Source organism: Sporosarcina highlanderae (assembly GCF_030433715.1).
Classification (GTDB): Bacteria; Bacillota; Bacilli; order Bacillales_A; family Planococcaceae; genus Sporosarcina; species Sporosarcina highlanderae.
Genome location: NZ_JAROCC010000001.1, coordinates 346,100 through 360,577 on the forward strand (window position 1 = coordinate 346,100; position 14,478 = coordinate 360,577).

Genomic DNA, 14,478 nt, shown 5'->3' on the forward strand with positions numbered 1-14,478 from the left:
TCAGCTATTCAAACTTCTCCAAAAGAATTCAATCGTCTTTTCCCATGAATCCCTGCTTGACTGGGCGATATCATATTTATTACCGCCCGTGAATGGACTTGCGGATACAGGAATGAAAGGAATCCCAACCTCATGCCCGGCACCTTCGTATACGAGATGATTGTACTCATTCTTAAAATTGTACTGCCGAAGCCTTTCCATTGCCCTTTCATTCAACCGAACAGAATCGAAACAAGCATCGTCCGTTCCGGATATCAACACTATCGATCCATTGATTTTTTCAACGGGAATGGTGGCCTGTTCCGTTATTTCGGGATCGGAAGTTAGATAGTCGTACCAGACGCGAAGTGGATTCTCCCCCGCTTGCCTCATGGCTTGGCACTTGTTCGAAACTTCAACAGAATTGTCCGGTCGTGCATATGGAACCGCTTTGCCCTGATAAGTCCATGCCGGGGGCAACTCCTTTTGCTCCGTCCATGGTACAATTCCGCAACACACGACAGGTGAGCCACTTAACGAAACAACGGCTTTGATGTCTTCAAAATAGGTTGCTGCCAACAAGGCAAGTTCCCCGCCTTTAGACGTACCATGCATCCCTAACCACCCCTTGGCAACTTCCGGTCTGTTCTTTAGCCAATGAATTGCCCCTTCTATATACTCAAGTGGTATTTCAACAAGTTGCTTAGGTAGAGGCTCTTGTCCCCAATATCCCAAAGCAAGTACATTAAATCCGTGGGAGGCTAATAAAGCGGCGGGAAATTCATAAATCCCACCTTCCGATCCTCCGACGACGATGATTGTAGGTCTCACAGAAGAATCGCTTGCATGAAAAAATGTTCCTACCACCCCTTTTTCGTTTACTGGGGTTCTAATCACGTCATCATCAATCCACTTGCGTGTGATGTTTTTCGTGTCAATCACCTTTCCATCACTTTCGAGCAAGATGGTCAGTGATTGAGGCTGCAGTTTTTCAAACGTTTCTTCGGAGTTTTCTTCAGTACGTTTTACCTGTAAAGACCAAAACAGTCCCATTCCATCGACGCCTTTATATGTACCTTCAATTGGAGAAACTTGTTGTAAATCAACGACGCCTTCAGCATCCGCCATATACGTCCCATGTGATTCCATAAAATAGATTGTGCTTCCCCAATATGACTTTCGCTGAAATCTCACAGTCACCTTCTGTCCATTACTTAGCCCAGTCACCCGTATATCAACCGGCCGATCTATCAACGGTGACTCCATATGAATCTGTAATTGTGCCTCTCTCATCAACGCTTCATCCCTTCCCCATCGTTTTCCGATACCAGACGATTGCTTCCCGTTCAATCTGTGATGCAAGTTGGTCTTTCCCTTTTATGTACGATTCAATATCATAAGGAAACTGTTGCGCTAACTTCTCTTTCAAACTCCCATATCCCTTCGCCTGCTTGGGATGTGCTCGCAGGAAGTCGCGAAATGCAAGATGGCGATCGATTTCCGAAGAGCCATTCTCGTAAATATGGAGATGATGCGATCGCTCATCTCCACCTTTTTGAAAATAACGGCGCCCCAAGATTCCATTTTCACCCTTTGCTACGTACCCAATTCCCGCCATTTTTCCGTTGTACTGATCAACTTGTGAAATATCTTTCACAACAGGCAAGATGTCGATAATCGGTTTTGCAGACAACCCTTGAACAGACGTGCTTCCAATATGATGGATTTCAATTATTTCCGTACCAAATATCTCCTGCAAATTAGCCGCTTCCTTTTCGAATTCAAGCTTCCATCTATTGGAAAACGGTATTACTTCCACTCTTCGCATAGCGCACCCCCAAAGAAAAAGAGCTAACAGAATGCATACTTGTTAGCCTCTTAATTGTTCCGTAGTTATTTTTCCGAAGCACACATCAACTTCTTAATCACCCGAATTTGCCCACGGTGATTCAATTCATCCTCAAATACATGAAACCATTTGAAATAATTATTCATTGGCTGCCCACCCCAATATGGAGCCTGTTCGAATAACCAGGAATCAGGCAATTCCCCAAATGTGTCGATCGTCTTTTTCCTCGTTTGTTCCAACTCTTCAAGGTAATATTCAATAGGTTTCCCCTTAATCTGTTCCCGTGCTGCATCGCCAAGTTCCAGTGCCGGATTTAGCATCTGGATATCCTCTTCTGTGAAATCACGATTTTCAAATGTTTCAATTTGATATGCTTTTTCAATTGATACCAAATGAGAGAGCAGCATGCCGATAGAGTTTGCATCGTCATTAATAAGGAAATCCAATTGATCCACAGTTAAATCCCTTACTTCCGCTAATGTTGTCGCCCTTGTATACGCCATCATGGATGCCAATTTGCTAAACTCCAAGCTTAAGCCCTCTTTTTGGTCGATTAAAAATAATCCTTGATTTCCCATTATGATTACCTCCTATGTTTAAATCCATCAGCCACTTTACGAATCTTATATGTATTCACGATTTCTCCCCCGTTATATTTATGAATTCTCCATACGAAAGGCAAACTCCTTCATTTGAAATGAAGGAAAAGAAGATTCAAATGTCGAATGTATATTCCCATGGAGGGATGAAGATGGGAAATGAATCATTATTATTGAATAAAAAAAGTTGGGATGAGGTGGCGCCGCGCTTTTTCGGGAGGAATCCGCTGCCTGAGTATGGGCCACTTGCGCCGCGGGAAGAAGAATTGAATTTACTTGGCGATGTGTCTGGCATGAAAGTATTGGATATCGGATGCGGTAGTGGCCATTCTTTGCAGTATATGGATTCCCGGGGTGCTACGGAATTATGGGGAATAGACCTTTCAAAGAGACAGATTGAAACGGCAAAGGAATTGCTGAAGGACAGTACAGCATCCGTACATTTATTCGAATCGCCAATGGAGGAAAACCCCGGTTTGCCTCTTTCATATTTTGATATCGTCTATTCTATCTATGCGTTAGGATGGACAACGGATTTGCGTCAAACGCTCAACAATGTACAGGACTATTTAAAACCCGGCGGCATTTTCGTTTTCAGCTGGGAGCATCCATTACATAGCCGGGCAAGCTGGGATGGTGAAGAACTTCATTTCAATAAATCCTATCATGAAGAAGGTGCTTATGAGCATGAAGCTTGGCATGCACCTGCAATCATGCAGCAGTATAAAGTGAGTACATATATCAATACATTGATCGAATGTGGATTTGTAATCGAGAAGATCATCGAGAATGTCTCGTTGACGGAGGAGGATCGAGAAAGGCATGCAAACCGGTGGTATTCGTTTGAGAAGGCGAAGATGATGCCGACTACTTTAATTATCAAGTGTGTAAAGAAGGGGTAATTGAACACCCTTTTTTTATATACCCAACTCAACTTTCGGACATGAAAAATAAGCCTCATCCGTTGGTATGATTGCGTTCATACGAATTCAACCATCATGAAGCATTGGGTAGAAGCAAGCTTTTCTTCAGATATTCTGGTAATTTGTTGAAAAACCTATCGATAAATGGTGCAATCTGCTCATCAGTTAAAATAGCTTCTTCCGCAAGCATTGTTCCCAGTATTTCCATAAACATCAAGAGCGCTTCTGCAAATCGAATATCCTCAAATTCATCACAACACACATAAAACAGGTTTCCGATGGTCTGGCCGTCTCCCTCCTCCCGGGAACTCAAGGCCAACATCATATAACGCAGGAAAACAATCGTTGTGTGAGCCGTCATGGCATCATAGCTGCGGCATTGAAATTCTTTGGCCAATTTCAAGTGAAACTTGGTCACCTTGAAAAACATTCAATTGCCCAACGTTTTCCGTAAATGCGGATCGCGTCTTCTTCTGAATGGTCTAGATTCGTTGTTAACAGGGCTAACCAATTTTTCGAACGGTTTCTATCCTGGACAAAAATGATTCGTGCTAAGACCTCTTTCCCATTTTCATCGGGGCATAGACCGATGACAACGGAAGCAAGGATTTTCGCTCTGCCACGCTTTTTCCGAAGCTTTTTATAAAGCTGGTTCAATGTGTATTTTTCACCTTCGTAGGTATAGTGTACTTTTGGTGCGCGCTTGATCATACACACCACATGGAGTGGATAGTTTGTCACCACACGTTTAATAATGGCTGGGCGAACCAACTATCAAAAAGCAAGGTTTTTACACCCAACCTACCTACTTGTATCGTATCCAGCAAGGTGAACATTGTCTCCGTTCCCTTCTCCATGGCTTCCTTTCTACGACGATAGCCAACTGTGTGCTTATCGATAAAGGGATTGATGTCCTGGATACGATTTCCCGCCTTCTTGGAGCTTAGAAGGGAAAAGGCTAGAGGTAAAAAAGTAGAGCCATCAGACCAACCAAGTGTAAGCATACGGAAACCTTTGATGTATTTTCCGGTGGCATGATCAAATACTTTCGTTAGCAGCTCGACGGATTTACTGCGGTTACGATCATAGGTGGAATCATCCAGAATCAGCACACGTTCCCGATCATCCGAAGTGAGGGGTTTCAGGATTGTCTCAATCAGGTGGGAACTGACAAGGTATAGGAATTTCCGCCAGTTATAGGTCGTGCGTTTCAGCAATTCGTAAACCGCATCCTTCTCGGGAGCATCTGAAACACGCCCAGTTTCCAATGTCCGATACAGGTTCTTTCCTTGGAGGACTAAGGAAAAGACAAACTGGATAAGAAAAAGTGCGGAAAACCCTCTTTCCTTTCGTATATTGGATAGGTGTAAAAAGTACCGGTCTTCGCCTGCTTGAAAAAATGAGTCACACGTGATTCTAGTTGGTCATGTTGAATAGAATCTGGTAAAATGGAAGCCATAGAAAACATCCTCTCTTTGGTTGATGTGGTGCCTTGATTTTACCAAAGAAATGATGTTTTCTATATTTTTTTGACTAAAACAATTACAAAACATTGATGTAGTGCATTTTTAATAGATGCTTTCAACACCGAAAGTTGAGTGTTTAACATTCCGTGCATCAAGGCAACCGAGTAGATCGATTTACTTTTTTCAAAAATATACTACAGAATGATACCAGCTCAAATACAAAAAGTTGTCTTGAAAATCAAACCAAGATGATGACTTTGCCCGAAATTCAAACCATAAAAGTAAATCATTGGCGCATGCAAAACTCCCCAAACTACACCACCATAGATGAGTCCCTTTTTGTCGTATAATGTTACTAAATTCGGGTACAAGAATCCACGCCAGCCCACTTCTTCCCCTATAAAAATCAGAATATTTAACAGCGGTAAAAGTGCAGCTATAAGGATTTTCATCAACAGTGAAGAGTCCTCATTATATGTAACTGTATTTTGAATTACGGCATTTGCTTGATCCATCGAAAACAAGGAGGGATTAAGTGGATATGAAATGCCATACACAATGACCATAAACAGGAAGCTGAATAAAGGATCCAATAATAGAAACCCTTTTTTCACTAGGCTTTTATAAAGAATTCTTTACTTTAGGTGTATTCTTACGTGATTTTTGTTCAAAATTAATCGGGGGTCAATAATCATTCACAAAATATCCTAGTGTTTGGACTTGTTTATGTTTTTACATTGTACAAACTATGTAAGAGCGAACGCACCGTATTAAACCAGGCTCATCTATTTATACTATAGAATATGGTGAGTTTCATCTTTACTTAGTTTATCAAATTCATGAGCAAATCCAATTTTGGAGTAGATTGTGGCGCAGCTTTAATCAGTAAATAGCTCCCATTTATTTGTACAGTTTGCGCCTCTCATGCGCTTATACTAAACAACGAAAGCACTTATACAAGCTGAACTGTTTGAAGTTAGCCTTTATTTAATGGGTATACGCATAGAATTGTGCATTAATCTAACTGGAATCGGAATATCTGGTTTTTCTGTTGGTTCCCCTAATAATATAAATCTAATACTTTCTTTTGCTTTATGATTTTCTAAATTCACCGGGAATACCGCTTTTGAATTGGCCGGTACTAGGATTTGTTCCAATTTTTCCACATTGTAATCTGAAAATAAATATAAATGCCCTTTCAATTCGAATTCCAGATAATTATTAATCAGTAAATAATATTTTTTTTCCTCAATAGAACTAACTTCAGTTGACAACTCCTGATCTTCGTATAAAAATAAAGAAATCATATCACCTTCATAAGATTCTTCAATTTTTGTAACGGGTTTAAAACTATCATCAAATTTATCTAAATTATTATTATTATTATTACTATTATTTTGTACATCTAATAAGAAATAATTTTGTGTAAATATCTTTTGTGATTGTACCTTTTCTAATTCATCGAATGTTTTATTATCAATATACTTTTCACTATATATATACACAATGTGCTTCCCTTTTGGCAATCCTGATAAAGTAAAATCTACTTTTACCTCGCCTTGTTTTGGCACTGTAAATATATGATACTTGGTTTTTTCACCATTAATCTCCATTATAAGTGGTGAAATATCTTCCTCAATTATTGCATACATTATTCTTTTTTCTTCTTTTTGCACATTATTGGTTAATATATATGTAGCTTGCAGCTGTCCCTCTTTATTTGTTTCAAAAGCTAATTGATCACGATCGATTTCAAACTTTTTGTCTATATTCACTTCAACTCTTCGTTCCTCAACTGTTCTTTCTACAGTAGTTATATTTGGTTCTTTATTCATAGAATCCCTCTTAATTTCTTTCTCTTGAAAGACCGTATATAGAGTTATGATTAGAGATATAGCTACTATAAAAAAACAAAAAAAAATATTTTTTTATTTTTCACTTGAATTCTTCCTTTCTTATATTAAATATTTTAAATATAAAAAACCATAAAGAACAACTCATTATGGTTAATAAAACTATTTCACTACAAGTTTATCAGTTGTTACTTTAGTCTCGGAGATTAATGGCATATTGATATAATGTATTCCTTCAGCAAGCATTGTAGTTCCAACAGGTTGACTTGGAGATTTAGTTGCAGCTACAACCATTCCCTTTGAATTAGCTTTGGATTCAGAAGCCATATCTACTATAGTTAATCCCGTAGAACCCTTTGGTTGTTTATATAAAGTGCCGACAACTTGAAACAATACAACGGTTGTTTCAGCGTTAGTAGCACTTATTGCATAGTAACCTGAACCGTCTTGCATTACATACGACGAACCACTTCCCCCAACCAAATATGTTTCACCTTTGAGTGCTAATTTCATCAGGGTTTTTTAGTTGAAATTCTACTTTTGAAGGCGGTAAGTTTTCTAAATCAGGATTTTTCGGATCAATTCTGTCAGCAGTCCAATACCAATCTGGTAAATTTTCATGAACTTTTTTAACTTTTTCCGATTCCTCCGCAAAAACTGTTGAAAATGATGTGGTAGTAGCAAGTATTACAGATGCTGCTAAAATTTTTAGTGACTTCATTTTTTTCCTCCTTTTAAATTTACTACCAATATTTGCGAAATATTACAAATTAATAATAACATATAAACAAAATAAAAGATACTGATTTTTTACCCAATTGAAATATTTTGTCGGTTTTATCGGAAAAACTATTACCCTCCAGCACTTTCCTCGCTTAGTCGAGCAAGCTCTCTTTCCGCTCACGCAGCACTTTAATACATCTTCTCCATTGACGTCCTGTTTGGGGAATTCGGTCATTTCATGCATCATCCGATATAGCATCTTACCGCTCATCGAGGTAATCCTACACTAACCTCTTCTTCAATAAACAACATATAAATGCTGTATTCGCTACCATCCTCGGTACATAAGCCACCACGGATCATAGAATTGCGATTCAAATCGTATTTTAGTTTCCATTTACGAGAATCAAAGAAGTAGAAGCCGTATTCACTTAATCCTGCATATATCTTGTTCGTGTAAAGAGTGAACATCATCTTGTCTTTACTTGAACGTTTGCTTATTATCATAAGCCAGTACTCTACGGGGAATATAAACGCCCGTTTGTTTCATATCCTGGTATTTTACCGGACTCTTCGTCTCTTCACTACGATTGCTCCGCTTATACTTCTTCACATAGCCTTTACTTTCAAGCAATTCGATACCTTTATCAGTTGCCTGGCACAATTTTGCAGGCCGAATCCTACCTTTGCTTAGCACCTTACCGCCAATCAAACCTTTTTTCTGAAGCTTTGTAAGATAAGGCGCGATATAGCTACTACCGTCGAATATAGCACGTGTTAATTGCCTTTTAGTAAGCCCCCATGTCCTATATAGCTCGAATAGGACCCGTTCCTTCGGAAAATTGCTAATGGGTGGCTTCTGCTTTTATATCTATCATCACTTATCTCCTCATGGATTTACTCGTTGGTCGACAATCCACGCACTTTCATCGCACGTTAGAGTAAGCTCTCTCTTTGCTCACGCAGCACGTTCCGTTTGCTAAGTCCCACTCTGAACACAAACCCAAACCTGAACGTCCAAATACAGGTCGCTTCAACACTGCTTTTTGAATAACAAAAGTTGTTAATAACGGAATCAACATAAGAAATGGTGATAACGCATCCATCACGAAAAAATACAGTAATGCCGCCAAACCAGAAGTCAGTAAAATAGTCGAAATGATAAAGAAGAATACAGCACGATTATTGTCCATCGCGATTGCCCCGCCCTAATTGGCCATAGTTTTCCACACAGTATATTTGTATAAATGTAAAAATGACTATTTCCGATACCAAACAATTGCTTCCCGTTCAATCTCTGATGCAAGCTGCTCTTTTCCTTTTATGTATGATTCAATATCATACGGAAATCGCATTGATAGCTTTTCTTTCAATTCCCCATATACCCTTGACCTCTCTGGATGCACGCGAAGAAAGTTACGAAATGCAAGATGACGATCGATTTCCAATGAACCTTCTCCGTAAATATGGACATGATGAGTTCTCTCATTCCCACCTTTTTGGAAATAGCGGCGTCCACGGATGCCATTCTCTCCCTTCGCTTCATAGCCAATCGTTGCCATACTGTTGTTATAACGACCAACTTGCGAAATATCCTTCACAACAGGCATAATGTCGATGATCGGTTTTGCGGACAATCCATGTACGGACGTGCTTCCAATATGGTGGATTTCGAGTATTTCCGCACCAAATATCTCAAGCAATTTAGCCGCTTCCTTTTCGAAACCAAGCACCCATCCTTCCGAAAATGGCACAACTTCAACTTTTCGCATAGCACACCCCCAAAGAAAAAGGGCCAACAGATTGCATAATTGTTAGCCCCTTCATTGTTTCGTCCTTAGCTTTCCAAAGTACGTATCAATTTCTTAATCCGTATTTCCCCACAAAGCGTCCGGAAGTAGACACAGCTCCCAGCACTCTTTTTTCATAACTGCTCATTTAATTCGCCAATCACTTCTGACGACAGACCCGTCACTTCGGCAATCAACTCCATCGGCATCCCTTTACGCAGCATTTCTTTCGCGACTTTCACAAGACCTTGTTCGATGCCTTGTTCGATTCCTTGCTCAATGCCTCGCTCAAACCCTTTCCGAATCCCGCGTTCCTCGTAGGATACAGGTAACTCAAGTAGCTTTTCCGCTTCCGGAGATTTCTTAATTTCACCCATTAGCTGTTCCTCCTCTTCGTCGGTTAATTTCAAATATGTTTCAAAAAAGCCGTACAGGAGCCGTTGTCTCGCTTCATCCAGCTGCATGTTTGCCATCATTCTCAAAAACTCCAATTTGACGGATACCTTTTCTTTTTCATCATATCCCATTTTGCTAAGAAGTGCTGCGGCGGCTGGATTGTTCGAATGAATATATTCACGCCAGTTTTTCTTTTTCAAATGTAACGTCTTATAATTGAAACGCAGAACTTCGTATGATGAAAAGGAAATTATGAACTCGCGTTTTTCCCATTCTTGAGGGTAGCTGAAAACCGCGATTGGCATGATCGGCTTGCGGTACGTATTATATAGTAGGCTATAGTATTGAAACATGCGGCTATCGAAATCCTCTTCCTTGCTATTTTGCGGTTCAACATGCACGATGACGACAGCATCCACTTTCTTCAATTTTGTCTCGATGACAATATCAAGTCTGCGAGTATGTCCTTTAATCAAATCAGAATGGACTTCCTCAGAAATCGGTTGGATTGCACTGAAATCAATCTCTTGATGCACCTCCGGAAAAAACACCTCAAGAAACTCTTCAAAGAATGTATGGATCAGCTCTTTGAACAGCTTATCGTGTTTCGTATAAGGCGTCTTTTCCTCGAACAAAACTGCATGAACAGCCACAAACACACCCCCATGTATTTTGTAACGAATCTTTTATACTCATGTTATCACACTTATTAGAAAACAGCTCAAGAAGCCATAGCAGACACAATTGCCGCACATGAAAACAAGCAAATTAAAAGGGCCAACAGATTGCATAATTGTTGGCCCAAAAATTGTTTCTTACTTATTTTTTTGAAGCACTCATCAATTTCTTAATCACCCGAATTTGCCCGCGGTGATTCAATTCATCCTCAAACACATGAAACCATTTGAAGTAATTATTTGTAGGCTTCCCATACCAAAATGGGGATTGTTCGAATAGCCACGAGTCCGGCAATGTCCCAAATGTGTCAATTGTCTTTTTCCTCGTTTGTTCCAACTCTTCAAGGTAATATTCAATTGGTTTTCCCTTAATTTGTTCCCGTGCCGCATCGCCAAGTTCCAGTGCCGGGTTCAACATTTTGATATCCTCATCCGTAAAATCACGGTTTTCAAATGTATCAATTTGATATGCTTTTTCAACTGACACCAGATGGGCTAAAAGCATGCCGATGGAGTTAGCCTCGTCGTTAATAAGGAAATCCAATTGGTCCACAGTTAAATCCCTTACTTCCGCCACAGTTGTCACCCTTGTATATTCCATCATGGACGCCAACTTACTAAACTCCAAGCTCAAGCCATCTTTTTGATCAATTACATATAATCCTTGATTTTCTAATTTCGTCATTTTCCATTTTTCCTCCCTAGATTTCGAGAACAAAGATGTCAGGATAACGAGCCCATTATCCAACCTTTTACGGATGAAAAAAAGACTATCGATCTACGATAGTCTTGGATGAATGAAAGTCATATCTCATCGCCAAAGGAAGTTACATAATTGGACATCGTGAATCTTATTGTTCTCGTATGAATTTTAAACCGACTCATGATATCACCTTCCTTTTGCATGAATTTCCCAACTACTTGCATTCTACTCCACATTCAGATAATAGTAAATGGATTTTTCGAAGTTAATTAATTTATATGTCTTCCTTCTTTATTGGCTATTCCCTATAAGAAAACACCAGATGAAGAATGCCAAAGCCACTGGAAGACAATTGTTGAATTCCTATAGACTTCTATTTAACCTTTCATGAATTCTTATCAATTATTTTTTCTAACTCATTTTCATTAATTTTAATTCCTTCATTTCTCTCTAAGTAGTATATGCCCTTTTGTTTACTTACAAATTTCGAGTCAGAAGCAAACATGAAGTACTGTTCCTTTTGATAACCTTCCGGCACCTGTGTCATTTGTTCTGGTTGAAATAATCTGAGGAGCAAGACTTTTTCCCCAAGGTTGAAGTGTTCTTGCTTTACAATCCTTACAAATCCATTAATTCGCCCTCCATCTCGACGAACGACGATCTCATCAAAATCAAGCTTTTCTTCACCTAAATATTTCTCCACTTTTATAACAATATCAGTATGAACGATGTTGTATCCTTTTTCACGTAATTCCGCAGCGTCTATGGGATCAACTATATCGTTCGTTTCAACTGAAGGCAAAATCTCTTTTACCTCTCCCAATACAATAATTGATGAATTTTTCACTTGATCATCAATTGTCATTTCGTCTGAATAAAAATGTACAATTGAATACTTATCATTCTCCTTAGCTTCGACAAAGGTACTTTTCTCACCTTCGACAAGTCCATTTACTTCAGTAATACTTCGAAACGAAAAGACTATAGCTATCAGTATAACAATACCAAAAATTGCAGGAATTATTTTTTTTGTCAAATCCCACTCCTCCTTTAATTGCCGTAGATCTCTCGCAATCCTTCAATGTCATGTGCATGTAATCCCTTCTCACCAGTGTAATTTTCGTACATTATATGTGCCTTAGTATCCGAACTTGGAAAGATTCCACCAACATGATCTAAGCCTAAGGCATGTCCAATCTCATGTCTTGCCACAGTACGCAAATTATAGTCGTTTGATCCAATTGTAGAAAACTTCCTGTCTTCATTAAAAGTAATCCTGAAAAATTCATGTGGTTCTCCCTTAAGACCTCCATACACTACAGTAACTGCAATTTCAGAAAATCCGCCACCCATGCTGATGCGACTGTCTACGGTTGAACTGCTTGCATACAAGAAGACTTTTGAAGACTTACTATTCCACTCTCCGAAAGAGGCATCAATATATGATTTCCATGTAGAAGGAATTGTAGATTCATAATAGTATGGATGTAGATTTGCTCCTTTAAATTTCCCGGATTCAGTTAATGTATAATGTGCTAATGATGATTTTATTAGAAGAACAGGTAATACAATCACTAACAAGGAAACTATTAACTTTCTCATTTTTCTCCTCCTCATAATTGTTTTGGTTAGATTTCCTCATAATGGACGAAGTCACAAAGCCTATTAATCTACGAGAGACTTAGGACGAAGTAAAGTCATATCTCATCACTAAAGGAAGGTACATAACATCGTGAACCTTATAGTTCCCGTATGTATGTTAAACCAACTCATGATATCACCTTCAATTCACATGAATATTATGCTTAAACATAATATATCATATATTCCGATAATTATAAATAGATTTTTAAAACTATTACCTTGATGGGCCAAGATTCAGTCTTTAATCGTAAAAGAACACAGACAATTGTTACAATGATTAAACAATTGAAGCGAGGAGGATGGACAATGGAGTTTGAATTAAGTTTTAAGAATCCGGTAGTACGCACATGGGTGATAATAATGGTTCCTACCTTCATTCTTGCTTCGCTACTCTTATTTACAACTAACATCCCCGGATCTTATATCACTTTATCCTATACGACAGGGTCATGGGCACTTTTCATTATTTGGTTTCTTTGTTATAAAATAAGGAAAAAAACAGCTAAGGACTGATTTCTTTTTGGACTTTCTATCTCAAGGGCAAGGAAAAACACAACTGAATTATTACGTTGAGTCCCTGTATGTAATATGGATTGGCGACTATTCCCCATTAAATAGTTGATCTTATCTATGTCCTTGAAGTAATTATTTTCTGCCCCGTAGCTATCTTTGGAGGAAGCTTGAAAACCGCATCCAAGTATTGTTCGGGTGAAAGGTAAATAATAGTCAACGCCATTAGTCGAATGTACTTTCAGTTCACATAATTGAATACCCACAAAGTTCGGTAGCGTATCGATTATTCCAAACCCAACTGAAAGGTCATCCTCCGTAAAATCATGTACATGCAGATCAATCAATTCATAGCATATACTCCCCATGATTGACTTAATGCCTTCCCAATTATGTAGAGTTGTCTCTGCAGGCGCTTCCCATCCCCTGCTATCCCCAAGGACATGAATATCAAGATCACTTGCATCCCAACTTCTTTTTCGTTACAATTTCTAATCCAACCGATCCCATTAATAACGGAATAATATTGATAGCATTTGAGTCCTTTGCAAATTGCAGGAATATATCGAACTTTTCTTTAGAACTCATTCCCTTACTCCTTTAATTTTTGTTTCTAATACTTCCAAGCCTTCAAATCTTCCTCCAAATTATGTGGATGTACTTTATTACAAATGTCGATGCATGTATACAATTGAAAAACAACTTCTTCGACTAAACGAGACGTATCCATTTCCTCGTTCTTTAATAGAGCAAATGCATCCAGAAATTAGCGCGGTACCGCGGAGTTATGGGGGAGTCGATCTTTCAAAGACACAGATTGAAACGGCGAAGGAATTGCTAAAGGACTGCAAGGCACCTGTTCATTTATTCGAATCACCAATGGAGGAAAACCCCGGTCTTCCTTTTACGTATTTTGATATCGTCTATTCTATTTATGCGTTAGGTTGGACGAGCGATTTGCGTCAAACACTCACTAACGTTCACGACTATTTGAAACCGGGCGGCATTTTCGTTTTCAGCTGGGAGCATCCATTGCATAGCCGGGCAAGCTGGGCAGGTGAAGAACTTCATTTCAATAAATCCTATCACGAAGAAGGGACATATGATCATGAAGCCTGGCATGCGCCTGCGATTATGCAGCAGTATAGGGTGAGTACATATATCAATACATTGATCGAATGTGGATTTGAAATCGAGAAGGTCATCGAGGATGTTTCATTGACGGAGGAGGATCGGGAAAGGCATGTAAACCGGTGGTATTCGTTTGAGAAGGCGAAGATGATGCCGACTACTTTAATTATCAAGTGTGTTAAGAAAGGGTAATTGAATACCCTTTTTTATTGGGCCAAATTTCAAGTCGCATAAA

17 protein-coding genes and 2 pseudogenes are annotated in these 14,478 nt (G+C 39.0%); 2 read left to right on the top strand and 17 right to left on the bottom strand.

All coding sequences use genetic code 11. The features are described from left to right. The 3 genes from P5G49_RS01540 to P5G49_RS01550 form a co-directional block, all read right to left on the bottom strand. Positions 1-1,272, bottom strand: coding sequence for an acyl-CoA thioesterase/bile acid-CoA:amino acid N-acyltransferase family protein (locus tag P5G49_RS01540; protein ID WP_301241702.1), 1,272 nt, complete (start codon positions 1,270-1,272; stop codon positions 1-3). Between the two features lie 7 nt (positions 1,273-1,279). Continuing rightward, the gene (locus tag P5G49_RS01545; RefSeq protein ID WP_301241703.1) at positions 1,280-1,807 is read right to left on the bottom strand and encodes a GrpB family protein; all 528 of its coding nucleotides are present in this window, start codon (positions 1,805-1,807) and stop codon (positions 1,280-1,282) included. A 65-nt stretch (positions 1,808-1,872) separates the two neighbouring features. Beyond that, complete coding sequence (locus P5G49_RS01550; RefSeq protein WP_301241704.1) at positions 1,873-2,406, bottom strand: DinB family protein; 534 nt, start codon at positions 2,404-2,406, stop codon at positions 1,873-1,875. 173 nt (positions 2,407-2,579) lie between these two features. Between P5G49_RS01550 and P5G49_RS01555 the strand changes: the two genes are divergently transcribed. After that, positions 2,580-3,329, top strand: coding sequence for a class I SAM-dependent methyltransferase (locus P5G49_RS01555; RefSeq protein ID WP_301241705.1), 750 nt, complete (start codon positions 2,580-2,582; stop codon positions 3,327-3,329). A 94-nt stretch (positions 3,330-3,423) separates the two neighbouring features. Here the strand turns inward: P5G49_RS01555 and P5G49_RS17545 are convergent. The 14 genes and pseudogenes from P5G49_RS17545 to P5G49_RS01635 all read right to left on the bottom strand — a co-directional run bounded on the left by P5G49_RS17545 (position 3,424) and on the right by P5G49_RS01635 (position 13,700). Next, positions 3,424-4,809, bottom strand: a pseudogene (locus tag P5G49_RS17545) (IS4 family transposase). A 219-nt stretch (positions 4,810-5,028) separates the two neighbouring features. After that, complete coding sequence (locus tag P5G49_RS01575) at positions 5,029-5,409, bottom strand: CPBP family intramembrane glutamic endopeptidase (protein WP_301241709.1); 381 nt, start codon at positions 5,407-5,409, stop codon at positions 5,029-5,031. A gap of 204 nt (positions 5,410-5,613) precedes the next feature. Then, positions 5,614-5,682 (bottom strand): annotated as a pseudogene (locus P5G49_RS01580) (AAA family ATPase); the annotation flags it as partial. A 117-nt stretch (positions 5,683-5,799) separates the two neighbouring features. Next, positions 5,800-6,651 (bottom strand): hypothetical protein, encoded by an 852-nt coding sequence (locus tag P5G49_RS01585; RefSeq protein WP_301241710.1) that lies wholly within the window; start codon positions 6,649-6,651, stop codon positions 5,800-5,802. A gap of 180 nt (positions 6,652-6,831) precedes the next feature. After that, positions 6,832-7,122, bottom strand: a complete 291-nt coding sequence (locus tag P5G49_RS01590; RefSeq protein ID WP_301241711.1) for a hypothetical protein — start codon at positions 7,120-7,122, stop codon at positions 6,832-6,834. A 37-nt stretch (positions 7,123-7,159) separates the two neighbouring features. Then, positions 7,160-7,390 carry a hypothetical protein gene (locus P5G49_RS01595; RefSeq protein WP_301241712.1) on the bottom strand — a complete coding sequence of 77 codons (231 nt, stop codon included), beginning with the start codon at positions 7,388-7,390 and terminating at the stop codon, positions 7,160-7,162. A gap of 928 nt (positions 7,391-8,318) precedes the next feature. After that, entirely contained in the window at positions 8,319-8,585 is a 267-nt protein-coding gene (locus P5G49_RS01600; protein WP_301241713.1) for a hypothetical protein, read from the bottom strand. A gap of 66 nt (positions 8,586-8,651) precedes the next feature. Further along, entirely contained in the window at positions 8,652-9,164 is a 513-nt protein-coding gene (locus tag P5G49_RS01605) for a GrpB family protein (protein ID WP_301241714.1), read from the bottom strand. Positions 9,165-9,316: 152 nt separating this feature from the next. Next, a complete protein-coding gene (locus P5G49_RS01610; protein WP_301241715.1) occupies positions 9,317-10,231 on the bottom strand; it encodes an RpnC/YadD family protein in 915 nt (304 codons plus the stop codon). A gap of 166 nt (positions 10,232-10,397) precedes the next feature. Continuing rightward, the gene (locus P5G49_RS01615) at positions 10,398-10,940 is read right to left on the bottom strand and encodes a DinB family protein (RefSeq protein WP_301241716.1); all 543 of its coding nucleotides are present in this window, start codon (positions 10,938-10,940) and stop codon (positions 10,398-10,400) included. 403 nt (positions 10,941-11,343) lie between these two features. Further along, positions 11,344-11,994 (bottom strand): glycosyltransferase family 29 protein, encoded by a 651-nt coding sequence (locus tag P5G49_RS01620; RefSeq protein WP_301241717.1) that lies wholly within the window; start codon positions 11,992-11,994, stop codon positions 11,344-11,346. 14 nt (positions 11,995-12,008) lie between these two features. After that, positions 12,009-12,560: a matrixin family metalloprotease gene (locus P5G49_RS01625; protein ID WP_301241718.1), complete on the bottom strand. Its 552-nt coding sequence runs from the start codon at positions 12,558-12,560 to the stop codon at positions 12,009-12,011. Between the two features lie 521 nt (positions 12,561-13,081). Then, positions 13,082-13,480, bottom strand: a complete 399-nt coding sequence (locus P5G49_RS01630) for a hypothetical protein (protein ID WP_301241719.1) — start codon at positions 13,478-13,480, stop codon at positions 13,082-13,084. A gap of 88 nt (positions 13,481-13,568) precedes the next feature. Beyond that, a complete protein-coding gene (locus tag P5G49_RS01635; RefSeq protein ID WP_301241720.1) occupies positions 13,569-13,700 on the bottom strand; it encodes a hypothetical protein in 132 nt (43 codons plus the stop codon). Between the two features lie 93 nt (positions 13,701-13,793). Here P5G49_RS01635 and P5G49_RS01640 point away from each other — a divergent pair, with 93 nt between their 5' ends. Continuing rightward, positions 13,794-14,435 carry a class I SAM-dependent methyltransferase gene (locus P5G49_RS01640; protein WP_301241721.1) on the top strand — a complete coding sequence of 214 codons (642 nt, stop codon included), beginning with the start codon at positions 13,794-13,796 and terminating at the stop codon, positions 14,433-14,435. Positions 14,436-14,478 lie beyond the last annotated feature (43 nt).